The organism is Stenotrophomonas sp. 89682_Sma, from assembly GCF_056481405.1.
Genome location: NZ_CM151147.1, coordinates 1719909 through 1743135 on the forward strand (window position 1 = coordinate 1719909; position 23227 = coordinate 1743135).

A 23227-nucleotide genomic window follows, 5' to 3' on the forward strand; every position below is an offset into this window, starting at 1 on the left:
ATACCGGACCTTGAGGGGAGACAAGCCCCCGAGTGTCGGCAGCACCAATGACATCGACATGACGTAGAGATGCAGGAACCGTGTTGTGTGACGGCCGGCGCCCCCGGCCGCCTGCCTGTCAGTACCGCGCGTCCTTGGGTTTCGGGTCGCGCGGCCAGTCCTTGGCCTTGTTGGCGAAGTCCGGGCGTGGCTGGTTGATGAAGTAGCTGGCGATGTCCACCGCATCCTGGTCGGGCATCACCTGCTGCCCAAGCGGGGGCTCGCGGGTCACCGCCGGTGGCATGTTGTGCTTGACGAAGCCGGCGGCCTTGTACAGGCGCGCCATGCCGGCGCCGATGTTGAAGCTGTGGTCGCCCCACAGCGGCGGGAAGGCGATGTCACCGCTGGCGTCGCGCCGACCTTCGCCGTTTTCGCCATGGCAGGCTGCGCACTGCACGGCGTACAGCGCCTGGCCGCGGACCGGGTCCGGGGTCAGCGTGCTGTCGATGGGCCCCTCACTGGGGGCGGCCACCTTTGCACCGTCTGGCACGGGACTGCTCAACCACGCCATGTAATCGAGCATCGCGCGCATCTGCGGTGCGTCCTTCGGCAGCGGCTTGCCGTTCATCGAACGCTGCAGGCAGCCATTGATGCGCTCGGCCAGCCCGATCACCTTGCCCGGACGCGGCATGTAGCGCGGATAGGCGCCGCCGCCGGTATTGAAATAGTGATTGCCGAAAGGCCGCTTGCCTTCGGCCATGTGGCATGAATTGCAGTTCAGATCGTTGCCGACATTGTCCGGCAGCAGCCGTGCGGTCTCGTTGAGGATACGGCGGCCGAGCATCACCGATTCGGCATTGCCGAGCCCGGCGATCTCTTCGGCGCTGGGCGCGTGGTAGTGGCCGACCACCTTGCCCTGCGCATCGAGAATATCGATCGTGCTGGCCACGGCGGCATCCAGGTCCGGGTACAGATGACGGTAAGCGAGGGTACCGGCACCGGCCAGCACCACGAGGGTGATCGCACTGCCGATCAGCAGGTGGGAACGCGTGCGCGAACGCTTCATTGTGCGGCCTCCTGCGGAACGTAGTGCACCGGCTTGTCGCGCACCACCCGGCGCATGCGCGCCACGTCGACCTCGCTCACCGCGCTGGCCTGGTTGCCCCAGCTGCTGCGGATGAAGGTCAGGATCTGTGCCAGCTGCGCGTTCGGCAGCTGCTCGAAGCCCGGCATGGTGAAGGCCATGCGGTCATGCGGGGTATGCGGCGTGCGGCCGCCGATCAGGGTCACCTGCACCAGCGAGCTGGGGTCATCGGCGAACACGATCGAGTTGCCGGCAAGGGCCGGATAGACGCGCGGCATGCCGCGCCCGTCGACACGGTGGCAGGCCTGGCAGTGCTCGGCATAGGCCAGCGAGCCGGCAACACGGTAGTCGCCGCTGCGCAGTGCGGCGGTGGTGGTGTCGGTACCGGGGGACCACTGCGCACTGCGGCCCTCACGCGCCGGCAGCTGCTTCAGGTAGCGCGCCATCGCCAGCAGGTCAGCGTCGGACAGGTACTGCGTGCTGTGCTCGACCACGTCGGCCATGCCACCGAAGGCCGCCGATCGATCGGTGCGGCCGGTGCGCAGGAAGTCGACGATCTCGCCTTCGTTCCAGCTGGCCAGGCCGGTCGATTCATTGCGCAGGTTCTTCGCATACCAGCCTTCCAGCACCGAGCCGGACAGGAACTGGCGGCTGCCATCATCGGCCATCGCCTTTTCCTGGAAGGCCAGGCCGCGTGGCGTGTGGCAGGCGCCGCAGTGGGCCAGGCCTTCCACCAGTTCGGCGCCGCGCTGCTGGCTTGCATCCAGCTTCGGATCCGGGTTGAACGTGCGCGGGCGTGCGAACAGCAGCTGCCACCAGGCCAGTGGCCAGCGCATGTTGGCCGGCCACGGGATCGTGCTGTCGGCGTTGTCCTGCTTCACCGGCTGCACCGAGCCCATGAAGTAGGCGTACAGCGCCTTGATCTCGGCGTCGCTGGCGATCACGTACGAAGCGTACGGCATGGCCGGATACAACGGCTGCCCGTCGTGACGGATGCCGCGACGTACCGCGCGCTCGAAGTCGGCGTAATCGTAGGCACCGATGCCGGTCTGCGGATCGGGCGTGATGTTGGTCGAGTAGATCGTGCCCATCGGCGTCTGCATGCCGAGGCCACCGGCGAACGGCTTGCCGCCCGGTGCGGTATGGCAGGCCGCGCAATCGGCGGCGCGCGACAGGTACTGGCCCTGCGCGATCAGCGCCGGGTCGTGGATATCGACCTGCGCCGTCTGCCGCGGCGCAAACCAGTAGGGCGTGGTGCGGGCGATGCCGTAGGCGGCGGCCAGTGAGGCGGCCAGGGCAATGGCGAGCTTGAGCGAGGTGCGCATGGCGGCACTGTGAGCAATCCCGCGCGCGCGTTCATTGATCCGGATCAAGGACTGAACCGATACAGCTTGTACACCAAGCTGAATCGTTCCTGCGTTGTCATCAAGCCGTCATCCATGCGCGATAGATGGCCCGCGCGCGCGTCGCTAACCTGCCACGCTGTCGCACCTTTTCCCCGATTGCCCATGAAGCGCCTGCTGCTGTTGTTGCTGGCGTGCGCCGGCCTGTGGCTGGCTGCATGCTCGTCCTCGATCAACGCCTCGTCCACCTCGCTCGCCGATAGACTCATCGCACCGGGTGGCGTGTCGACCCTGCTTGATCGCCCGCGCATTGCCGCGGCCATTGCCGAACTGCCCAACCGCCATGGTTTCGCGCCGGGCCGCGATGGCGTGCCGATCTTCTGGCGTGTGTTCGATCCCGGCGATTACGGCGCGCGTTACCGCTACCTGCCGCAGCGCCACGAGAACGGCCTGCCGCTGGATACCGGCCTGAGCCTGGCAGTACCGCAGCCGTTCCGCGCGCAGGCACCGCGCGGCACCGTGGTGCTGCTGCACGGCTGGATGATGAACGGTGATTCGATGCTGCCGTGGTCGCTGCAGCTGGCCGAATCGGGCTACCGCGTGGTCACGCTCGACCTGCGCAATCATGGCCAATCCGGTGCGGGGCCGTCCGGCTATGGCACCTATGAATCCGACGATGTGGTCGATGTGATCAACGAACTGCGTGCACGCGGCGAAGTAACCGGCCCGCTGTACCTGTTCGGCGTGTCCTATGGCGCCGCCACAGCGGTACTCACCGCCGACAAGCTCGGCGACCAGGTGGAAGGGGTGGTGGCGATGGAATCGTTCGCCAATGCTGGTGTGGCGATCCGCACGATGATTCCGCACCTGATGGGACTGCAGCCGGAAGGCCTGAAGGCGCAGGCGATGGCGTCGTACGCGCGCTGGCGCTACGGCGGCCAGGACATCAACCAGGTGATCGCAGCTGCCAGCCGCCGCATCGACGTCGATCTGGACCGCGTGGATGTAGCGCGCGCGCTGGCCGATACCCGCGCCTGCGTGCTGCTGCTGCACGGGCAGGGCGACCAGCACATTCCGGTCAGCCAGGGCCGCGAGTTGGCCCTGGCCAACCCGCGCGCGCACTACATCGAGATGCGCGGCGAGGACCACATCACCCTGCCGCTGCGGCTGGACCTGCTGGCCGGCGTGGTCGACGACTGGATGGCGCGCGACGAGCACCACTCGAAGAGCGCCTGCCCGGCCCCGCAGCTGCCAGCCCAGGCCGAGTGGCTCACCCACACCTGAAAAGAAGGGGACGGAGGGGATCAAGTCGTTTCCAATCCAGGTGTGTGGGAAACGACTTGATCCCCTCCGTCCCCTTTTCGTGTCAGGGCAGGCGTTGTGCCAGTGCACGGGCGGAGGCGGCTACGCCGAGCAGCAAGGCGGCCACGCACAGGAAGGCAAAGCCGAGGCTGGTGGCGTGAGCCAGCGCACCAATGGCTGCCGGGCCGGCGAGGATGCCGGCGTACCCCAGCGTGGTGACCGCGGTGATGGCGATGCTCTCCGGCATCACCCGTTGCTGGCCGGCCATCGAGAACAGCGCCGGCACGATGTTGGCGCAGCCCAGCCCGACCAGCACGTAGCCGGCCAGCGCCACCGGGAACGAGGGCACCAGCGTGGCCAGGGTGAAGCCTGTTGCGGCGGTGATGCCGCCGAAGACCAGGGTACGGGTCCGTCCGAGGCGCTCGACGATGCTGTCGCCGAACAGGCGCATCGCGGTCATTGCCAGGGTGAACACCGCAAAGCCAGCCCCGGCCTGGTCGCGTGGCACCTGTCGCACTTCGGCCAGGAACACCGCGCTCCAGTCCAGCATCGAGCCTTCGCCGAGGAACACCACGAAGGCCAGCACGCCGATGAACAGCACCACGCCATGCGGCAACGCCAGCAGCGGGCCTTCATGCAGGATCCGTTGCGGACGCCAGTGCGGCGCCGAGAGCGCTGCCACCAGCAGCAGAGCAGCCACCGCAACCAGAGCGGCCAGCCACAGCGGCGTGCCGAGGATCAGCAGCCCGGTCATGCAGCCGGCGCCAATGAACCCGCCGATGCTGTAGAAGGCGTGGAAGCCGGACATCATCGCGCGCCCGGCGTCGCGTTCGACCGCTACCGCCTGCATGTTCACCGTGCAGTCCATCGCACCCACGCCGGCACCGAACACGAACAGGGCAGTGCCCAGTGCGAGTGGCGAGGGGGCCAGCGCCAGCATGGGCAACGCCAGCAGCACCATCGAGCAGGTGGCCACCAGCAGACGGCGGCATCCCAGTCGCCCAGTCAGCGCACCCGCCAGTGGCATCGCCAGCAACGAACCCAGCCCCAGGCACAGCAGCACTGCACCAAGGCTGGCATCGGTCAGCCCGGCCTTGGCCTTGGCATAGGGCACCATCGGCGCCCACGCGGCGGTAGCGAATCCGGGAATGAAGAAGGCGGCACGGGTGGCGTGCTGCTGGGCACGTGGGGATGAAGGCGTCATGCGCGATACGAAGCTCCAGGGAATCGTCATGAAAACGTTCCCAAGAAGAATCGGCAAGTGCCAAGGGCGACAACCTTCGACGCATACGTTTGCAATGACGCGAGGGCGTCACCAGTGATTAACGCGATTCACGGACAGTGGCTGCACGGTCGGCATCCCGCCGGCCGCTGCCGGAGACCTGTTCATGAGCACGACACCGACCATCCTCCTCGTCCATGGATTCTGGGGCGGGGCCGCACATTGGGCCAAGGTGATCCTGGAACTGCATCGAAGTGGCCACGATCGCGTGCAGGCGGTGGAACTGCCACTCACGTCGTTGGCTGACGACGCAGGGCGCACCCAGAAGATGATCCGCCAGATCGACGGGCCGGTGCTGCTGGTCGGCCATTCCTACGGCGGCGCAGTGATCAGCCAGGCCGGCCACGAGGCCAATGTGAAGGGCCTGGTCTACATCGCCGCGTTCGCGCCTGATGCCGGCGAGAGTCCCGGTGGCATCACCCAGCAGCACCTGCCGGAGGCGGCGCCGAACCTGGCACCGGACAGCGATGGCTACCTGTGGCTGCGTGCGGACAAGTTCCATGAGAGCTTCTGCCAGGATCTGAGCGAGGACGAGGGCCGGGTGATGGCGGTGACCCAGAAGGCGCCGCTGGCCAGCACCTTCGGTGATACGGTCAGCGATCCAGCGTGGAAGGTCAGGCCGAGCTGGTACCAGCTGTCCCGCCACGATCGCATGATCGCACCGGAAAACCAGAAGGCCATGGCCGCAAGAGTGCAGCCCAAGCGCCTGCTGGAGCTGGATGCCAGCCATGCCTCGCTGGCCTCGCAGCCGAAGGAAGTGACCGCGCTGATCCTGGAGGCCTGCGCCGCCATCGGTGGGTAACACTCCTCCTGTAGCACGCCTGGCGCAGGCCGGGCTCTACGAAAAGGCCCCCGATGCTCTGCAGCATCGAGGGCCTTGTGGTTACAGCGGCAGGTCGAACACCAGCACTTCGGCATCGTTGCCGTTTTCCAGCGTCAGCTGGGCCTCGTCGCTGACCTGCAGCGCATCACCGGCTTCCAAGGTGATGCCGTTGACCTGCAGCTGGCCACGCGCCACCTGCACATAGGCGCCACGGCCGTTGCCGAGCGCATGGTGCAGCCTCTGGCCGCCGTCGAGGATGGTGGCGAAGATGCGGGCATCCTGGTGGATGCGCAGCGAACCGTCGGCACCGTCCGGTGAAGCGATCAGGCGCAGCTGGCCGCGCTTGGTCTCCGGCGCGAAGTGGGTTTCCTCGTAGGACGGCGCGATGTTCTCGGTGTCCGGGAAGATCCAGATCTGCAGGAAGTGCACGGTCTCGTCGGCCGAGTGGTTGAACTCGCTGTGGGTGACGCCGCTGCCGGCGCTCATGCGCTGCACGTCGCCGTAGCGCAGCACCGAGCCGGTGCCCATCGAGTCCTTGTGTTCCAGCGCACCGCCCAGCACGTAGGAGATGATCTCCATGTTGCTGTGGCCGTGGGTGCCGAAGCCCTGGCCGCCGATCACCTTGTCTTCGTTGATCACCCGCAGCGGGCCGAAGCTGACGTAGCGCGGGTCGTAGTAGTTGGCGAAGGAGAAAGTATGGCGCGAGGACAGCCAGCCATGCTCGGCCAGGCCACGGGTAGCGCTCTTGCGGATCTGCAGCATGATGGGATCTCCTTGTTCGATGGTTTCGATGGGGCGGGGTGGGCTGGCAGCCGCTGTGTTTCCCCGTTGGAGAGAAGTATCCGCTTGCGCCCTGGGTTTGAAAAACGGATAGTTTTGACAGCCATCATCGAAAAATTCGAATGCTCAAGCTCAGCCTCGATGCCCTGCAGATCCTGGATGCCATCGACCGCCGTGGCTCCTTTGCCGGCGCCGGCAAGGCCCTGCACAAGGTGCCCTCGACCATCTCCTACACCGTGGCCAAGCTGGAGGAGGATCTGGGCGTACAGCTGTTCGACCGGGTCGGCCCGCGTGCCGAGCCGACCGAGGCCGGCCGCGCGCTGCTGGACGAGGGCCGGCACCTGCTGCGGGCGGCCCGCGAGCTGGAGCTGCGGGTACGCCGGGTGGCCTCCGGCTGGGAAACCGAACTGACCCTGGCAGTGGACTCGGTATTTCCGACCTGGCTGCTGGGCCCGGACATCGCCGCCTTCCGTGAGGCCGAGGCGCCGACCCGGCTGCGGCTGATCGACGAGGCCCTGTCCGGTACCTGGGAGGCCTTGCTGGATCGCCGTGCCGACCTGCTGGTCGGCGCGCCGGGCGAGGGGCCCAGTGGTGGCGGTTACGTGGTCGAGCCGCTGGGCACAGTGGAGTTCGTATTCGCGGTCGCACCTGATCATCCATTGGCTGCAGTACCGGGCGTGCTTGGGCGCGAGCAGCTGGTCGAGCACTGCGCGATCGCCGTCTCCGATTCGGCGCGTCGGCTGTTGCCACGCACGGTCGGCCTGTTGATGGGGCAGGAGATGCTGACGGTGCCGGACATGGCCAGCAAGCTGAAGCTGCAATGCGAAGGGGTGGGCTTCGGCTTCCTGCCTGAGCCGTGCGCGCGTGCTGCGGTGGCACGTGGCCAGCTGGTGATCCGCGAGGTGGAGGAGCACAAGCCGGAAGAGACCTTCTGGCTGGCCTGGCGCACCGGCGAGGACGGCGCCGCGTTGCGCTGGTGGCGCGAGCGCCTGCGCAGGCCGGAGCTGCTGTCGCAGTGGTGGCAGGCAATGGCCAGGGGGTAGGGGTACGGCAGGGCTGCGCCCTGCACCCGCCAGGGGCTGGAGCAACAGCAACAGCAGAGGCAGAAGCTGTTTCCTGAGGGATGGCGGGGTGGATCCGGTTGCGGGAGACGCCGTAAACCTGTGGTGGTCCAGTATTTTTGGACACTCCCAAAGGGAGTTCAGGCCACCTGCTCTTCACAAAGCGCAGGTGGCACAAGGCCGTTGGCACTGTGTAGCCGACGGTGGTTGTACCAGTCCACGAACTGCTCGATGTCTGCTGCCGCCTCCTGTCGAGTAGGGTATTTGGAGTAAAGCCATTCCCCTTTGAGGGTGGCGAAAACCCGTTCCACCACCGCGTTGTCCCAGCAGTTGCCCTTCCGGCTCATGCTCTGGGTGATGCCGTTGTCACGCAGGATTTCGGCCATGGCATGGCTGGTGTACTGCCGACCTTGATCCGAGTGGAAAAGTAGTCGCCCGTTGGGACGACGCTGTTTCAGCGCCCCGCGCAGGGCTCTGACGGCCAGCCAGGCATCCCCTTCGTGAGAGTGGGCCCAGCCCACGATCCGGCGGGCAAACAGATCCACCACGATGGCCAGATAGAGCCAGCCTTGCTGGGTCGGGATGTAGGTGATATCCCCTGCCCAGACCTGGTTGGGGGCCGCCGGGTTGAATTGGCGTTCCAACACGTTGGGCGCCGTCAGTGCCTGCGGCCCAAGGCTGTGGTACTTGTGCCGCCGGTGCTGTCGCGCCCTGACACCGGCTCGGCGCATCAGCGTCCGGGCGCGGTAGCGCCCCATGGGTAGGCCGCGGTTGGTCAGCTCCCTGGCCATCTTGCGAGAGCCACAGCTCCCCCGATGGGACTGATGAATGCGACGAACCAGATCAACCTGGGCCAGCAGCGCCCGGTCAATCCGGGGCTCCCGGTGCAGCCAGGCGTAGTAGCTGCTACGGGGATAGTCCATCAACTGACACACCAACCGGATCGGAGCGACCTTCCCCAATTCCTGGATCACCTGTTCCGGTGATCGCTGTCCCGAATGAAGAAGGCGATGGATTTTTTTAGCAGGTCGCGCTCCTCCTTGAGCCTGCGATTCTGGGCCTCCAGCTCGGCGATTCTGACTTGGGCATCCACGGGCGGTGCCTCGGCCTGAGGGTCATGCTTCCGACGCCATTGCTCGATCCAGCGCCTCAGCGCCGTCGGGCCGACATCCATCAGCTGGCAGACGTCCCTGACTGTCTGCCCCTCCACAACGACAAGGCGAACCGCCTCATCCCTCATGCCCTGAGTGATCTGTTTTGCCATGGGTCTACCTCGATGCTCGAAATTGATCCTATCGAGTGTCCAAGTTGATTAGACCACCACAACCCGTCCATGGGGGCTTGGCAGCCGCATCCATGCGGCTGACACTCCCGCAACCGGACCCACCCCGCCTTCGACAGATTTCTGCTGCTGTTGGTAGGTGTCGACCTTGATCGACAAGGTAGATCCACGCCATGCGTGGATGCTCTTGGATCAATTATCGAAATACTCGAACTCGATGGAGATTCATCCACGCATGGCGTGGATCCATCAGATCGCTGGAATCTGTCAGAGGTGGGGCGGTGTCGGAGTGCGGGGTGTCCGCGGCATGGATGCCGCGGCCAAGCCCCCATGGACGGGTTTACGGCGTCCCCGCACTCCGACACCGCCCCGCCAACCCACGGAATGCCAGCTTTTGCTTTTGCCGTTGAGGTTGCCGGCCAGCGGCCGGCACTACCAGGGGTGCAGGGCGCAGCCCTGCCGAAAAACACGCACAAAAAAAACAGCAGGCCGAGGCCTGCTGTTTCGGTGTAATGGTGCGCCCGGAGAGATTCGAACTCCCGACCGCCTGGTTCGTAGCCAGGTACTCTATCCAACTGAGCTACGGGCGCCAATTACATAAACTTGTTGTGCTGACTGTGTATGGTGCGCCCGGAGAGATTCGAACTCCCGACCGCCTGGTTCGTAGCCAGGTACTCTATCCAACTGAGCTACGGGCGCGCGGTACACAATCAAATTTTACTGCATTTCCAGCGGCGGATGCTGGAAACCTGTCGAGTGGTGCGCCCGGAGAGATTCGAACTCCCGACCGCCTGGTTCGTAGCCAGGTACTCTATCCAACTGAGCTACGGGCGCCCTGCGACAGGAGCGGAATTATGCGGATGTCGGCGCGTACCGTCAACAGTTTTGTGAAAATTTTCATCCAACTGAATGAGAAAGCTGTCAGCCACGGCGTCCGGGGCCTTCAGCCAGGCGAAGTGATCGGCGTGCGTACCCAGTTCCTGCGCGGACAGCACGCGCAGCTGCGCGACCACATTCGGCAGTTTCGCCAGCAGCGTCTGCATCGATCCGGTCGGTGCCAGCCAGTCATGTTCCATCAGCACCGCCTGCGCGCTGCCATGCACGCGCGCCATCTGCGCGTCGAGGTCTTCGTCCATGCCGACCGCGGCGTAATGGTTGTTCAGGCCGACGCGCGCCCAGTCGGCGATCAGCCCGCGCGCTTCGGTGCCACCGAAGCCGAGGCGACGGCCATGCAGCACGCCCTGGCGCTGTGCGATCCACGGCAGGAAGCGGTAGACCAGCGGCAGCAGCCAGCCACGCGGTGGTGGGAATCCGCGCCAGAACGGTGAGCCGCTGGCGGCCAGCCACAGCCGGTTGAAGTGCTGCGGGTTGCGGCCGGCATGCACGCAGGCCAACTGCCCGCCGAGGCTATGGCCGCCGATGATCCAGGGCAGGGCGTCGCCTTCGTCATCCGCTGCGGCCAGGACGGCCTGGCTGGTCGGCAGATCCTGTTCGAGTACCTCGCGATAGCCCCAGTCCTGCGTGCGCGACGGGCGCAGCGAGCTGCTGCCGTTGCCGCGCCACTCGTGCAGATAGACCGCCACGCCCTTCGCTGCCAGTGCCTGCGCCAGCGGCAGATAGTGGCGCGCGGCCACGCCCAGCGCCGGCAGCCACAGCAGGCGTGCGACGGGCTGTGCGGGCACGCGGGCGATCACTTCGTAGCGATGGCCGTCGTTGCATTGCACGGCGAGGATGCGCGGTGTCAGGCTCATGCGTGCGGTGCCGCGCCGAAATGGTCGAGCACCAGTACTTCGCTGCGGCCCGGCGCATAGCCTTGCTGCAGCCCACGTGCGACGTAGTCGATGCCGGCTTCGCAGGCATTGGCCAGGCTCAGACCATTGCACAGCTGCGCAGCAATGGCCGAAGCCAATGTGCAGCCGGTACCGTGCGCATCCAGGGGCAGTCGCGCATGGATGAATTCTTCGCTGCTGACGCCGTCGAAATAGCGGTCGATCACGCGATTGCCTTCCTGCAGGTGCCCGCCCTTGAGTAGCACTGCGCCAGCACCGAGGTCGAGCAGGGCCGAGGCGGCCTGTTCTGCGTCTTCGCCGTTGCTGATCTTCCGCCCGACCAGCAGTTCTGCTTCCGGCGTGTTGGGGGTGATCAGCGTGGCCAGCGGGATCAGGCGCTCACGCATGGCCTGCAATGCGCTGTCTTCCAGCAGGCGTGCGCCGCTGGTGGCAACCATCACCGGGTCCAGCACCACATGTGGTGGCCGGTGGCGCTCCAGTGCGTCGGCGACGGCATTGATCACTTCGGCGTTGGCCAGCATGCCGAGCTTCACCGCGTGGATGTCGAAGTCGTCGAAGCAGGCCTCCAGCTGCGCGTGCAGGAACTCGATGGGTGGCACGTGCACGGCGGTGACGCCGCGGGTGTTCTGCGCGGTCAGTGCAGCAATCGCGGAAAGGCCATGCACGCGGTGCGCGGCGAAGGCCTTGAGGTCAGCCTGGATGCCGGCGCCACCGCCGGAGTCGGAGCCGGCGATGGTGAGGGCGGAAACGGGAGTGGTCGGGCTCATCAGGCGATTGTGCCGTGGTCCCGCAGGGGAAGGTAGATCCACGCCATGCGTGGATGTCCTTGATTCAATGCCGCCAACGCGCCCACTGCTGGTACACCACATAGCCCAGCCCGGTCAGGCCGGTCAGCAGGGCAGGGGCGAGCAGGGCGTCATACTGCCAGCGCACGAACAGCCAGGCGCCGATGATGCCTCCGGCGAGGAAGCCGCTGATGATCAGGCCGCTGAGGGTCAGGCGACGTATCTGCAGCGGCAACCCGCGCAGCAGGTGACCGAGGCCGATGCCCAGGTCGGTGAACATGCCGCTGAGGTGGGTGGTGCGCACCACCGCGCCACTGAAGGTGGTGGCCATCGCGTTCTGCAGGCCGCAGGCCATGGCGGCGGCCAGCGCGCCCCAGATCTGGTGTTGTTCAAAGAGCGGAATGGCGATCAGCAGCAGTGCCGATTCCAGCGCCAGTGCCACGCCATAGCGCCGGCCCAGTTGCAGGGCGCTGTCCTGGATCAACAGGCCGCTGAGCATCGCGCCCAGCGAGAACGCGATCAGAAGCCCCCACAGGTGCCCGACGGCGCGCCAGTCACCCTGCGCAAGCGCCATGCCGAGCTGGCTGGTGCTGCCGGTCATGTGGCTGACCGCCTGGTGCTCGAAACCGAGGAAACCGACCACGTTGACCATGCCGGCCACGCACGAGAGCGCGACCGCACCGATCCAGACCCAGGTGGGCAGACGTATTCCCATCGGCGGGGCCCCTCAGGGCCCGCCGAAGCCGCCGTTGAACTGCAGCTCGCTGAAGGTGTTGCTGGCCGGATCGAACACTGCGCCCCAGAACTGTGCGCCGCCATCGCAGGCGCGGATCGCTTCCCGTGCGGGATTCACGCCGCTGTCGTCGTGCGGGAAGGCGTTGATGTAGATCAGCCGCTTGCCGGCACTTTCGATGCCGACGTACTGGCGGTCGAAGTCCAGCACCTTCGGCACCTGCGCTTCAAGCGATGACAGCCGCGCTTCCAGCTGATCGATCTGCTGCCGGCTGGGTGCCCAGTAGCCGCTGACCCGCCCGGCCTCGCGGCCGGGGCTGGGCCGCGAGCAGGTGTCGAGCACCTGCGCGGCGATGATCGGGCGGGTGACCACCCAGGACTGGCCGGTGCGCTCGGCGGTCGGCACGCTGGCCGGGCCGCGCGTAGTGGTGCAGGCGCCCAGAGTGGCCGCGAGGGCGATCGCAGCCGTGGGCAGCAGCAGGCGGGTGCAGCGGTTCACAACACCTCCGAAGCGTAATCGGCCAGGCGCGAACGCTCGCCACGGCGCAGGGTGATGTGCGCACTATGCGGCCAGTTCTTGAAGCGATCCACCGCGTAGGTCAGGCCCGAAGTGGTTTCGGTCAGGTACGGGGTGTCGATCTGCTCGACGTTGCCCAGGCAGACGATCTTGGTGCCGGGGCCGGCACGGGTGATCAGCGTCTTCATCTGCTTCGGGGTGAGGTTCTGCGCCTCGTCCAGGATCAGGTAGCGCGACAGGAAGGTGCGGCCGCGCATGAAGTTCATCGAGCGGATCTTGATGCGGCTGGCGAGCAGGTCGTTGGTGGCCTGGCGGCCCCAGGTGCCGCCTTCCTGGTTGTGCGTGAGCACTTCCAGGTTGTCGGTCAGCGCGCCCATCCACGGCGTCATCTTCTCTTCCTCGGTGCCCGGCAGGAAACCGATGTCCTCGCCGACGCTGACCGTGGCGCGGGTCATGATGATCTCGCGGTAGCGCTGCTGGTCCATCGTCTGCGCCAGGCCGGCGGCCAGTGCCAGCAGGGTCTTGCCGGTACCGGCGGTACCCAGCAGGGTCACGAAGTCGATCTCCGGGTCCATCAGTGCGTTGAGCGCGAAGTTCTGCTCGCGGTTGCGCGCACTGATGCCCCACACGGCGTGGCTGCCGTGGCGGAAATCATCGACCAGCGACAGCACCACCTTGCCGTCGCCGACCACGCGGCTGACACGCAGTTCGACTTCGTCTTCGCCGGGCAGGTAGACGTACTGGTTCGGGTACCACTCCTCGCCGTCCTGCGCGAGGATTTCGTAATGGGTACGGCCCTTGTCGCTCCAGCTGCGCAGGTCGTCGCCGTGGCGCTTCCAGAAGTCTTCCGGCAGCTCGGTGGCGCCGGTGTAGAGCAGGCTGAAATCGTCCAGCGCGCGGTCGTTTTCGTAGTCCTCGGACACGATGCCGGCGATGGCGGCCTTGATCCGCAGGTTGATGTCCTTGGAAACGAACACCACCGGCAGGTCCGGCGTTTCTTCCTTCAGGGCCAGGATCGCGCCGAGGATGGCGTTGTCCGGAATGACCTTGCCGAAGCTCTTGCCGGCATCGAAATGGCTGGTCTGGAAGCGCAGCTTGCCCGCGCTCTGCTTGCCGCGCAGCTGCAGGCCATTGGGCCGCTGCAGCGGAATGCCGTCGGCCAGGTTGTCCAGGCCCGATGCCTGCACCAGTTCGTTGAGGAAGCGGCTCACCTGGCGGGCGTTGCGGCTCGCTTCGGAGGTGCCCTTCTTGCCGTTGTCCAGCTCCTCGATCACCTGCATGGGCAGGTAGACGTCGTGCTCCTCGAATTTGAACAGCGCGGTGGGATCGTGCATCAGCACGTTGGTATCCAGCACGTAGATGCGCTTGCCTCGGGTCATCGTCGATTCCTGGTTACGGACAGGGAAAAACCACCACGGCCTGCTGCGGGGCAGGGTGATGGCAGACACAGTAGGCAGTGGGACTCACTTGGACTGGGAGGCCTTCAGTTCGGCGAGAACAGCATCGGCATGGCCTGCAACCTTGACCTTGCGCCAGGACTGCACGATGCGGCTGTCGGGGGAAATCAGGAAGGTGCTGCGCTCGATGCCACGCACCTGCTTGCCGTACATGTTCTTCATCTTGATCACGTCGAAGGCGGTGCACAGCGCTTCGTCGCCATCGCTGACCAGCGGGAAGCTGAAGCCCTGCTTGGCACAGAAGTTGTCGTGCGACTTCACCGAGTCGCGCGAGACACCGAGCACGACCGCACCGGCCTTCTTGAACTTCGGCAGCAGCGCGTTGAAGTCGATGCCTTCGGTGGTGCAGCCGGGCGTGCTGTCCTTGGGGTAGAAGTACAGCACCAGCCACTGGCCGGCATAGTCGCCGAGGGTGGCCTGGTTGCCACCGGACAGTGCCAGCGGCAGGGAGAGGGTAGTGCTGTCCAGGGTATCGCCGTTGTTCATGAGGTCCTTCTGTCGAGCCTGGGTTGTTTCTACGACAATTGCATGAAACGCCACGCGCCCGTGAGAGGCGCGCGAAAAATCCGCACTTCCGATCAGAATTTCATCGGGTCCATGATCGCGTCCAGGTTCAGGTGGTCGCAGAACTCGAGGAAATCGTCGCGCAGCGCGGCGATGTGCATGTTGGCCGGCACGCCGATGGTGACCTGCGCGCTGAACATCTCCGCACCGGTCTGCATGGCGCGGTAGCGGGTGCTCTGCAGGTTCTCGATGGTGATGCCCTGGCGGTCGAAGAAATCGGCCAGCTGGAACAGGATGCCCGGCTTGTCGGCGGCGATCACCTCGACGATGTACGGCAGCAGGTTGGACTGCGCCTGCTTGGCGGCGGTGCGGTACCAGACCAGCTTCAGGCCTTCCTCGCGCTCGAGCCGGGTCAGCATCGCTTCCAGCTTGGCCACCGAGTCCCAGGAGCCGGTGGCCAGGGCGGTGACCGAGACATCGCGACCGACCGTGGCCAGGCGTGCGTCCACCAGGTTGCAGCCGCTGTCGGCGATGCGGCGGGTGACGGACAGCAGGGGGGACTCCGGATGCGTCGTATAGGCGTTGATCAGGAGGTGGTTTTCGCTCGGCGCGGGGCGCGGGGTGGTGTCGGTCAAGGCGATTCCGGGTAATGCATGCGTTAGTCTGAATGCCCGCCAGAGGCGGGGATCCACCGGTGTCCAGCATACTTGCCCGTGCTTTCGCGCCGCAAGTAACATTCAGGTCGCCCCCGGCCTTTCGTGGCGGGCGTTTTCCCTTTCCAGCCAAGAGCAGCACGTCCTTGTCCCTTTCCGGCCTCATCACCGCGCTGGCGACCCCGTTCCGGGCCGACGGCGCCCTCGATCCCGACGGTTGGCAGCGCCTGCTGCACCTGCAACTGGAAGGTCGCGTCCACGGCGTTGTCGTTGCCGGTTCGACCGGCGAAGCGGCAACGCTCACCGATGCCGAGTACGACCTGCTGCTGGCCAGTGCGGTCGAGCGCATTGGCGGCCGCATTCCGGTCATGGCCGGTACCGGCCTGTCGGGCACCGCCAAAACCATCGAACAGACCCGCCGCGCCGCTGCACTCGGTGCCAGTCACGCGCTGGTGGTGACCCCGCCGTACGTGCGCCCGACCCAGGCCGGCCTGATCGCGCACTACCGCGCGGTGGCCGACCAGGGTGGGTTGCCGGTCGTGCTGTACAACGTGCCCGGCCGTACCGGTTGCGACATGCAGCCGGAGACCGTGGCCGAACTGGCCAGCCATCCCAACATCGTCGGCATCAAGGAGGCGGTGGGCGACACCGGCCGGGTGCAGGCGCTGCTGGCCCTGCGCAGCCCGCAGTTCGCCGTGCTCAGCGGTGACGACGGCACGGCGGCCCGGTCGATCCAGGCCGGCGTCGATGGCTTGATCTCGGTCGGTTCCAACGTGCTTCCGGGCGCCTACCGCCGGATGTGCGAGCTGGCCGCCGCCCACGACCATGAAGCCACCGGGTCCTGGGACGCGCGCCTGCAGCCGTTCCATGACTTCTGCGGTGTCGAGCCGAACCCGATTCCGGTCAAGGCGCTGCTGCGCCGTATCGGCATCGGCCACGACCTGCGCCTGCCGCTGCTGCCGCTGTCGGCGCCGCATCATGCGGCTGCCGACCATCTTGCCGGCGACATCGCCGCCCTCGAAGCCCTTTCCAGCCACTGACCTTTCGTCTTGGTCTGACCCAGGAGATTCACATGCGTCAATCCGTTTCCACTGTCCGCGTGCTGTCCTACGCCCTGCTTGCTGTAGCTGTTGCGGCCGGCACCACCGGTTGCTTCAAGCGTGGCGTCAAGGGCGACTACGCCCTGGCCCCGGAAATGCGCCCGCTGGAAGTGCCGCCGGACCTGAACCTGCCGGCCACGACCGGTGACAACAAGGTGCCGGCGCTGGTTTCGGCCACCAAGCCGGCAGCGCCGGCGGCCGCGGCTCCGGCCGTTGGCAACACCGGTTTCACCATTGCCGGTGGCAAGGATGAAGCCTTCGCCAAGGTCGGTACCGCGCTGGAAGGCGTGCAGGGCGTGACCATCGCCAGCCGCGCCCAGCTGCTCGGCTCGTACGACGTGGCCTACGAAGGCAGCAACTTCCTGGTCCGCGTGGTCGCCGTCGATGCCGGCGCCTACATCTCCGCGGTCGACCCGCGTGGCCTGCCGGCCACCGCCGAAGCGCCGGTGAAGCTGATCGCCGCGCTGAAGGCGAAGCTGGCACAGTAAGGGCCAGCCGGGCGGGTGCGGGCCTTGGTCCGCACCTGCCTTGGGTAGCGCCGGGCCATGCCCGGCGAGCGTGAAGCGCGGCCCAGGATCCGCCGGGCATGGCCCGGCGCTACCGGAAATGGAAAAGGGCGCCCAAGGCGCCCTTTTTCGTTGCTGCTGCTTGCGCCTCAGCGCTCCAGCAGCTTCAGCTTGTCCGGCTTGCCATCCCATTCGCCGGCGTCGGCCGGCGGATCCTTGCGCACGGTCAGCACCGGCCACTCTTTCGCCAGTTCGGCGTTGAGGGCGACGAAGCCTTCCTGGCCGGCGGGGACATCGTCCTCCGGGAAGATCGCATTGACCGGGCACTCCGGCTCGCAGAGGGTGCAGTCGATGCACTCATCCGGGTCGATCACCAGGAAGTTTGGGCCTTCGTGGAAGCAATCCACGGGGCACACTTCCACGCAATCGGTGTGTTTGCACTTGATGCAGTTTTCGGTGACGACAAAGGGCATGGGCTGGGGGTGGATCGATTCCTGAACCCGCCAATTCTAGAACAGGTTGGCCCCCGGTGTCGGCGCAGGGCGGAAATCGGGCGTCTGGCAGGCGCGGCCGGGGCGCTCATTGGCGGCAGGGCGAGGCCTGTGCGACGCTGCGGGTCAGCCGGCTGCGTCGGATGGCCGGACCCCTTCCCAGCAGGATCGTCCATGTCCCCAGCCCAGCCCAACATCGCCTCCCATGGCGGTGAGAACACTGCATTCATCGTCCTGATCAGCTGCGTGGCCACCCTGGGTGGATTCCTGTTCGGCTTCGACAGTGGTGTCATCAATGGCACGGTCGATGGCCTGCGCCAGGCTTTCAACTCCAGTGAGGCGGCGCTCGGTTTCGAAGTCGCCTCGATGCTGCTGGGCTGCGCGATCGGTGCCTTCCTGGCCGGCTGGCTGGGAGATCGCCTGGGCCGTCGTGGCGTGCTGATCGCCTCGGCGCTGATGTTCCTGGTTTCGGCGCTGGGTGCCGGTGCCGCACACGCCTCCTGGTTGTTCATTGCCGCACGCGTGCTCGGCGGCTTCGCGGTGGGCGCGGCCAGTGTGATGTCGCCGGCCTACATTGCCGAGGTGGCTTCGGCGCGCTATCGCGGGCGTTTGGCCACGGTGCAGCAGATGGCGATCATCTGCGGCCTGTTCGCCGCCTTCCTCAGCAATTACCTGCTGGCCCGTGCCGCTGGGGCGTCGACCGAGCCGCTATGGCTGGACCATGAGGCCTGGCGCTGGATGTTCTGGATGCAGGCGCTGCCGTCGGGGCTGTTCCTGCTGTTGTTGCTGGTGATTCCGGAAAGCCCGCGCTTTCTGGTCGTGAAGGGGCGTCAGCAGCAGGCGAGGGCGGTACTGTCGCGGCTGTACGGCGAGGCCGCTGCGGCGGCCAAGCAGGCCGAGATCGAAGCCAGCCTGGCGCAGGACCAGCACAAGCCGCGCTTTGCCGACCTGCGCGACACGGTCAGCGGCAAGCTGCGCCCGATCCTCTGGGTGGGCATCGGCCTGGCCATGTTCCAGCAGCTGGTCGGCATCAACGTGGTGTTCTACTACGGCGCGGTGCTGTGGCAGGCGGTGGGCTTCTCGGAAAGCGATGCGCTGCTGATCAACGTGCTGTCCGGCGCACTGAGCATCGGCGCCTGTCTGCTGACGGTGCTGTTGATCGACCGCATCGGGCGCAAGCCGCTGCTGTGGATCGGCTCGGTTGGCATGTCGGCCGCACTGGTGCTGATGGTGGTGGCCTTCGCCAGTGGCAGCCTGGCCGACGGTCGCCTGCAGCTGTCCGACGGCATGGGCCGGCTGGCGCTGGTCGCGGCCAATGTCTACGTGGTGTTCTTCAACATGTCCTGGGGCCCGGTGATGTGGGTGATGCTGGGCGAGATGTTCCCGAACCAGATCCGCGGCCCGGCGTTGGCCGTTGCGGGTGCGGCGCAGTGGACCTCGAATTTCGCGATCACCGTGACCTTCCCGATGCTGCTGGCCGGCATCGGGCTGGCCGGTGCCTATGGCATCTATACGGTGGCGGCCATCCTCTCGATCGTCTTCGTGGTCCGCTACGTGCGCGAGACCAAGGGCAAGGAGCTGGAGCAGATGGAAGGCTGACGGCGACTGGCTTCGGTTGCGTTCCGTTGGCGCCTGCTTGTCCAGAGTGTGAGGGGGCAGGCCGCCCTCTCCAGGACACGCAAGAGCCCATCCATGGTGCTCGATGGCGCCATCCATGGCGCCAACGGTCCTGGAGAGGGCGGCCCGCCCCCTCCTGACAGTTTCATGGTGCGTGCGGATGCGGCGAAGCGCTGGTCGGTTGTTGCCGCAGCTGGCGGGAAACCGTCCAGAGCCGGTGGGGTCACCCAGGGCAGGACCGTTGGCGCCATGGATGGCGCCATCGAGCCCCCATGGATGGGTTCACGGCGTGTCCTGCCCTGGGTGACCCCGCCGGCTCAAGCCGATTGCAGGGAGGCGCCAACGCGACCAACCCGACCGCAATCACTGCAATCCCGGAAAACAGAAAAGCCCGCACAAGGCGGGCTTTTTCGGTTCCTGCTGCGGCGACTGGCGCTCCCTAGGGGACTCGAACCCCTGTTTTAGCCTTGAGAGGGCCACGTCCTAACCACTAGACGAAGGGAGCGTAACTGTGTCGCTGCCGAGGCAGGAGCGCTAGTATATGCACCTCGATGCCATTGGGCAATCCCGAAACTTCAACCGGAAGCGCCAACATCATTTCCTCTGCTACATCACCGTTCAGCCTGCGCGTCATCCCGCGCGACCAGCACACGATCTCCCGCAAGGACATCAGCCCGAACGCCCTGCGCGTGCTTTATCGCCTGCGCGATGCCGGCTTCGGCGCCTACCTTGTCGGCGGCGCGGTGCGCGACCTGCTGGTCAATGGCCAACCCAAGGATTTCGACGTGGCCACCGATGCCACGCCCGAACAGGTCAAGCAGCTGTTCCGCAACTGCCGCCTGATCGGTCGTCGGTTCCGCCTCGCCCACGTCGTGTTCGGCCGCGAGATCATCGAAGTCGCCACCTTCCGTGCCAACAGCGATGACGGCAGCGGCGACCGCGAGATGGAAAACGGCATGCTCGTGCGCGACAACGTGTACGGCCCCATCGAAGACGACGCCATCCGCCGCGACTTCACCTGCAACGCCCTGTACTACGCCATCGAGGACTTCTCGGTGCGTGACTACACCGGCGGCTTCGAAGACGTGCAGGCGCGCCTGATGAAACTCATCGGCGACCCGGTACAGCGCTACCAGGAAGACCCGGTACGCATGCTGCGCGCCGTGCGCCTGGCGGCCAAGCTCGGCTTCCAGATCGAAGAGGGCACCGCTGCGCCGATCCCGCAGCTGGCCGGCCTGCTCAACGAAGCCGCGCCGGCACGCCTGTTCGAGGAAGTGCTGAAGCTGTTCCTGTCCGGGCACGGCGTGGCCAGCTTCGAAGGCTTGGAGCGCTACGGCTTGCTCGACGTACTGTTCCCGGAAAGCGCCAAGGCGCTGAAGTCCAACCGCACCGGCGCGCTGCGCCGCATGCTGGTCGAGGGCCTGGCCAACACCGATGCGCGCGTGGCCAACGACGAGCCCGTCTCGCCGGCGTTCCTGTTCGCGCTGCTGCTGTGGCCGGCGTTCTGCCGCGCGCAGGCGACCCTGCTCAAGCAGGGCGTGGCACCGGAAGAGGCACAGCGTCGTGCTGCCGACCGCGTCACCGTGCAGCAGCTGAGCACCATCGCATTGCCGCGCCGCTTCTCGCTGCCGATGCAGGAAATCTGGCTGCTGCAGTCGCGCTTCGGCTCGCGCCAGCGCAAACGCGTATTCCGTACGCTCACCCACCCGCGCTTCCGCGCCGCTTTCGACTTCCTCAGCCTGCGCCAGGTGGCCTCGGCCGAGCACGCAGCCGACGTTGAATTCTGGCGTGAGGCACAGGCCCAGTCCGGCCGCGAGCTGGAATCGTCGCTGGACGCGATGCACAGCGAAGAGGGCGATGGCGAGAACGGAGTACCGCGCAAGCGGCGCCGTCGTCGTCGCCGTCCGGGTGCCTCGGCCGGTGCAGCTGGCGAATAAGCAATGACGCCTGCGTGGATCGGTCTCGGCGCCAACCTCGGCGATGCGGCCAAGACTGTAGGGGCGGCGATCACCGCGCTGGACAGCCTGCCCGGGACACGCGTGCTGCAGGCCTCGCGCCTGTACGCAACGCCGGCCTGGGGCAATGAAGACCAGCCACCGTTCGTGAACGCGGTGGCCGCGGTCGAAACGTCACTGGTGGCCGATGAACTGCTGCAGGCGATGCTGGCACTGGAGCAGCGCTTTGGTCGCGTGCGTGATGCGGCGGTGCACTGGGGGCCGCGCGCGCTGGACCTGGACCTGCTGCTGTATGGCGCGCAGGTGCTCGACCAGCCCGGCCTGCAGGTGCCGCACCCTTACATGCACGAGCGTGCCTTCGTGTTGGTGCCCCTGGCCGAAATCGCGCCGGATCTGGCCATTCCCGGTCATGGCCGCGTGCGGGATGCAGTGATGCGGGTGGATGCCTGCGGGATCGCGCCGATAGGGTGATAATGCCCGGGTTATCTCCCCCGGTTATCAGCACATGAGCACCCACGCAGACAGCAAGCCCTGGACCGTTCCCGCCCTGGCCGAGGCCAAGCGCAACGGCCAGAAGCTGGTCATGTTGACCGCCTACGACGCTGGCTTCGCCCGCACCTTCGATGCCAATGGCATCGACCTGATCCTGATCGGCGATTCGCTGGGCATGGTCGTGCAGGGCCATGATTCGACCCTGCCGGTGACCGTGGCCGACATGGTCTACCACACCCGCGCCGTGGCCCGCGTGCTGCAGCGTGCGCTGCTGGTGGCCGACCTGCCGTTCGGCGCCGATGCCACTCCGGAACGCGCGCTGGATGCCTCGCTGCAGCTGCTGCAGGCCGGTGCCGAGATGGTCAAGATCGAAGGTGCCGGCTTCAAGGTCGACATCATCCGCTATCTGGTCGAGCGCGAGATTCCGGTCTGCGCGCATCTGGGCCTGACCCCGCAGTCGGTATTGCGCCTGGGCGGCTTCAAGATCCAGGGCCGTGGCGATGCCGCGCGCCAGCTGGTGGAAGATGCCAGGGCGGTGGCCGCCGCCGGCGCCAGCATCATGGTGCTCGAATGCGTGCCGACCCCGGTCGCCGCCGAGGTGACCGCGGCGGTGGATGTGCCGACCATCGGCATCGGTGCCGGCCCGCAGTGCGATGGCCAGGTGCTGGTACTGCACGATTTCCTCGGCCTGGACAGTGGCCATCGCCGCCCCAAGTTCGTCAAGGATTTCCTTGCCGAAGGCGGCTCGGTGGCCGGAGCCACCCGCGCCTTTGCCGACGCCGTGCGCGACGGCAGCTTCCCTGACGAACAACACGCCTACGCCCAATGATCCAGACCTTCAACGAACTTGGCGCACTGCGCGAGCAGATCGCCCAGTGGAAGCGGCAGGGCCTGCGCGTGGCGCTGGTGCCGACCATGGGCAACCTGCACGGTGGCCACCATTCGCTGGTGACCCTGGCCCGCCAGTACGCCGACAGGGTGGTGGCGAGCATCTTCGTCAACCCGACCCAGTTCGGGCCGAACGAAGACTTCAACCGCTACCCGCGCACGCCCGAGGCCGACGTGGCCGGGCTGGAGCAGGTCGGCTGCGACGCGGTGTGGTTGCCCAGCGTCGAGGCGATGTACCCGCTGGGCGTGGACAAGACCACGCAGATGCACACGCCGGGCGTGAGCGAGGTGCTGGAAGGCGCCAGCCGCCCGGGCCACTTCGATGGCGTCTGCACGGTGGTGGCGCGCCTGTTCCTGCAGGTGCAGCCGGATGTGGCCGTGTTCGGCCGCAAGGACTACCAGCAGCTGGCCGTGATCAAGCAGATGGTGGCTGAGCTGTCGTTCCCCATCCAGATCGTCGGCGCCGAGATCGTGCGCGACGAGGACGGCCTGGCCAAGAGCTCCCGCAACCAGTACCTCAGCGCAGAACAGCGCCCGGTTGCGACGACCATTCACCGCACGCTGCTGGGCATGCGCGAAGGCTACGTGGCCGGGTACACGCTGGCGCAGATCGAGGCCGACGCCACGGCCGCGCTGCAGGCGGCTGGTTTCCAGGTCGACTACGCGGTGCTGCGCACGCCCGAGCTGGCCGAGCCGACCTTCGATGGCGGCGGCCGCGTGGCGCTGATCGCCGCGCGCCTGGGCACGACGCGCCTGATCGACAACCTGGAATTCTGAGCCGCACCTGGCTCCTGGGCGCCCCAC

General features: G+C 66.6%; 24 protein-coding genes and 4 tRNA genes. 10 read left to right on the forward strand and 18 right to left on the reverse strand.

Annotation, left to right across the window (positions count from 1 at the left end; all coding sequences use genetic code 11):
- Positions 1-118 precede the first annotated feature (118 nt).
- Together ACZK29_RS08020 and ACZK29_RS08025 are read right to left on the reverse strand one after the other, a co-directional pair.
- Complete coding sequence (locus ACZK29_RS08020) at positions 119-1045, reverse strand: c-type cytochrome (RefSeq protein ID WP_478446884.1); 927 nt, start codon at positions 1043-1045, stop codon at positions 119-121.
- Complete coding sequence (locus ACZK29_RS08025) at positions 1042-2388, reverse strand: c-type cytochrome (protein WP_478446885.1); 1347 nt, start codon at positions 2386-2388, stop codon at positions 1042-1044. Before ACZK29_RS08025 ends, ACZK29_RS08020 begins: the two co-directional genes overlap by 4 nt.
- 183 nt (positions 2389-2571) lie before the next feature.
- Here ACZK29_RS08025 and ACZK29_RS08030 point away from each other — a divergent pair, with 183 nt between their 5' ends.
- A complete protein-coding gene (locus tag ACZK29_RS08030; protein ID WP_478446886.1) occupies positions 2572-3690 on the forward strand; it encodes an alpha/beta hydrolase in 1119 nt (372 codons plus the stop codon).
- An 82-nt stretch (positions 3691-3772) separates the two neighbouring features.
- Here ACZK29_RS08030 and ACZK29_RS08035 read toward each other — a convergent pair whose 3' ends face one another.
- Positions 3773-4912, reverse strand: coding sequence for an MFS transporter (locus ACZK29_RS08035; RefSeq protein ID WP_459047636.1), 1140 nt, complete (start codon positions 4910-4912; stop codon positions 3773-3775).
- Between the two features lie 184 nt (positions 4913-5096).
- Between ACZK29_RS08035 and ACZK29_RS08040 the strand changes: the two genes are divergently transcribed.
- Positions 5097-5792, forward strand: coding sequence for an alpha/beta hydrolase (locus ACZK29_RS08040; RefSeq protein ID WP_478446887.1), 696 nt, complete (start codon positions 5097-5099; stop codon positions 5790-5792).
- Positions 5793-5873: 81 nt separating this feature from the next.
- Here the strand turns inward: ACZK29_RS08040 and ACZK29_RS08045 are convergent, their stop codons facing one another.
- The gene (locus tag ACZK29_RS08045) at positions 5874-6575 is read right to left on the reverse strand and encodes a pirin family protein (RefSeq protein WP_111204666.1); all 702 of its coding nucleotides are present in this window, start codon (positions 6573-6575) and stop codon (positions 5874-5876) included.
- 140 nt (positions 6576-6715) lie between these two features.
- On the opposite strand from ACZK29_RS08045, the gene ACZK29_RS08050 reads away from it, so the two are divergent.
- Complete coding sequence (locus ACZK29_RS08050; protein ID WP_478446888.1) at positions 6716-7636, forward strand: LysR family transcriptional regulator; 921 nt, start codon at positions 6716-6718, stop codon at positions 7634-7636.
- Between the two features lie 158 nt (positions 7637-7794).
- On the opposite strand, the gene ACZK29_RS08055 is transcribed toward ACZK29_RS08050, so the two are convergent.
- The 12 genes from ACZK29_RS08055 to ACZK29_RS08110 form a co-directional block, all read right to left on the reverse strand.
- Positions 7795-8628, reverse strand: coding sequence for an IS3 family transposase (locus ACZK29_RS08055; protein ID WP_459048440.1), 834 nt, complete (start codon positions 8626-8628; stop codon positions 7795-7797).
- Entirely contained in the window at positions 8625-8918 is a 294-nt protein-coding gene (locus tag ACZK29_RS08060; protein WP_019338990.1) for a transposase, read from the reverse strand. Before ACZK29_RS08060 ends, ACZK29_RS08055 begins: the two co-directional genes overlap by 4 nt.
- A 531-nt stretch (positions 8919-9449) precedes the next feature.
- A tRNA-Arg gene (locus ACZK29_RS08065) sits at positions 9450-9526 on the reverse strand.
- 32 nt (positions 9527-9558) lie between these two features.
- Positions 9559-9635 (reverse strand) — tRNA-Arg (locus tag ACZK29_RS08070).
- 58 nt (positions 9636-9693) lie between these two features.
- A tRNA-Arg gene (locus tag ACZK29_RS08075) sits at positions 9694-9770 on the reverse strand.
- A complete protein-coding gene (locus tag ACZK29_RS08080; RefSeq protein ID WP_478446889.1) occupies positions 9761-10687 on the reverse strand; it encodes an alpha/beta hydrolase family protein in 927 nt (308 codons plus the stop codon). Before ACZK29_RS08080 ends, ACZK29_RS08075 begins: the two co-directional genes overlap by 10 nt.
- On the reverse strand, positions 10684-11493 hold the full coding sequence (gene thiD, locus ACZK29_RS08085) for a bifunctional hydroxymethylpyrimidine kinase/phosphomethylpyrimidine kinase (protein WP_111202486.1): 810 nt from the start codon (positions 11491-11493) through the stop codon (positions 10684-10686). The genes ACZK29_RS08080 and thiD overlap by 4 nt, the downstream gene beginning before the upstream one ends.
- A gap of 64 nt (positions 11494-11557) precedes the next feature.
- Positions 11558-12226 (reverse strand): YoaK family protein, encoded by a 669-nt coding sequence (locus ACZK29_RS08090; RefSeq protein WP_478446890.1) that lies wholly within the window; start codon positions 12224-12226, stop codon positions 11558-11560.
- A 12-nt stretch (positions 12227-12238) separates the two neighbouring features.
- A complete protein-coding gene (locus ACZK29_RS08095; RefSeq protein ID WP_164147166.1) occupies positions 12239-12742 on the reverse strand; it encodes a hypothetical protein in 504 nt (167 codons plus the stop codon).
- On the reverse strand, positions 12739-14139 hold the full coding sequence (locus tag ACZK29_RS08100; RefSeq protein WP_014036782.1) for a PhoH family protein: 1401 nt from the start codon (positions 14137-14139) through the stop codon (positions 12739-12741). The genes ACZK29_RS08095 and ACZK29_RS08100 overlap by 4 nt, the downstream gene beginning before the upstream one ends.
- 84 nt (positions 14140-14223) lie before the next feature.
- Positions 14224-14703, reverse strand: coding sequence for a peroxiredoxin (locus ACZK29_RS08105; protein WP_087803263.1), 480 nt, complete (start codon positions 14701-14703; stop codon positions 14224-14226).
- A 92-nt stretch (positions 14704-14795) separates the two neighbouring features.
- Entirely contained in the window at positions 14796-15356 is a 561-nt protein-coding gene (locus ACZK29_RS08110; protein WP_005409051.1) for a glycine cleavage system transcriptional repressor, read from the reverse strand.
- Between the two features lie 164 nt (positions 15357-15520).
- Between ACZK29_RS08110 and dapA the strand changes: the two genes are divergently transcribed.
- On the forward strand, positions 15521-16414 hold the full coding sequence (dapA, locus tag ACZK29_RS08115; RefSeq protein WP_111202489.1) for a 4-hydroxy-tetrahydrodipicolinate synthase: 894 nt from the start codon (positions 15521-15523) through the stop codon (positions 16412-16414).
- A gap of 32 nt (positions 16415-16446) precedes the next feature.
- Positions 16447-16962 (forward strand): hypothetical protein, encoded by a 516-nt coding sequence (locus ACZK29_RS08120; RefSeq protein ID WP_049430669.1) that lies wholly within the window; start codon positions 16447-16449, stop codon positions 16960-16962.
- A 167-nt stretch (positions 16963-17129) separates the two neighbouring features.
- Here ACZK29_RS08120 and fdxA read toward each other — a convergent pair whose 3' ends face one another.
- Positions 17130-17453 carry a ferredoxin FdxA gene (gene fdxA / locus ACZK29_RS08125; RefSeq protein WP_005409054.1) on the reverse strand — a complete coding sequence of 108 codons (324 nt, stop codon included), beginning with the start codon at positions 17451-17453 and terminating at the stop codon, positions 17130-17132.
- Between the two features lie 192 nt (positions 17454-17645).
- Between fdxA and ACZK29_RS08130 the strand changes: the two genes are divergently transcribed.
- Complete coding sequence (locus ACZK29_RS08130) at positions 17646-19070, forward strand: sugar porter family MFS transporter (protein WP_111202490.1); 1425 nt, start codon at positions 17646-17648, stop codon at positions 19068-19070.
- A 448-nt stretch (positions 19071-19518) separates the two neighbouring features.
- On the opposite strand, the gene ACZK29_RS08135 is transcribed toward ACZK29_RS08130, so the two are convergent.
- Positions 19519-19593: transfer RNA gene (locus ACZK29_RS08135), tRNA-Glu, on the reverse strand.
- Positions 19594-19645: 52 nt separating this feature from the next.
- Here ACZK29_RS08135 and pcnB point away from each other — a divergent pair.
- From pcnB to panC, 4 genes are read left to right on the forward strand one after another with little or no spacing between them, the layout of a single operon-like run.
- Complete coding sequence (gene pcnB / locus ACZK29_RS08140; RefSeq protein ID WP_478446891.1) at positions 19646-21025, forward strand: polynucleotide adenylyltransferase PcnB; 1380 nt, start codon at positions 19646-19648, stop codon at positions 21023-21025.
- A gap of 3 nt (positions 21026-21028) precedes the next feature.
- Complete coding sequence (gene folK / locus ACZK29_RS08145; RefSeq protein ID WP_111202492.1) at positions 21029-21514, forward strand: 2-amino-4-hydroxy-6-hydroxymethyldihydropteridine diphosphokinase; 486 nt, start codon at positions 21029-21031, stop codon at positions 21512-21514.
- A 34-nt stretch (positions 21515-21548) separates the two neighbouring features.
- Positions 21549-22364, forward strand: a complete 816-nt coding sequence (panB, locus tag ACZK29_RS08150; RefSeq protein ID WP_061480290.1) for a 3-methyl-2-oxobutanoate hydroxymethyltransferase — start codon at positions 21549-21551, stop codon at positions 22362-22364.
- On the forward strand, positions 22361-23200 hold the full coding sequence (panC, locus tag ACZK29_RS08155) for a pantoate--beta-alanine ligase (RefSeq protein ID WP_478446893.1): 840 nt from the start codon (positions 22361-22363) through the stop codon (positions 23198-23200). Before panB ends, panC begins: the two co-directional genes overlap by 4 nt.
- The last annotated feature ends 27 nt before the right edge of the window (positions 23201-23227 follow it).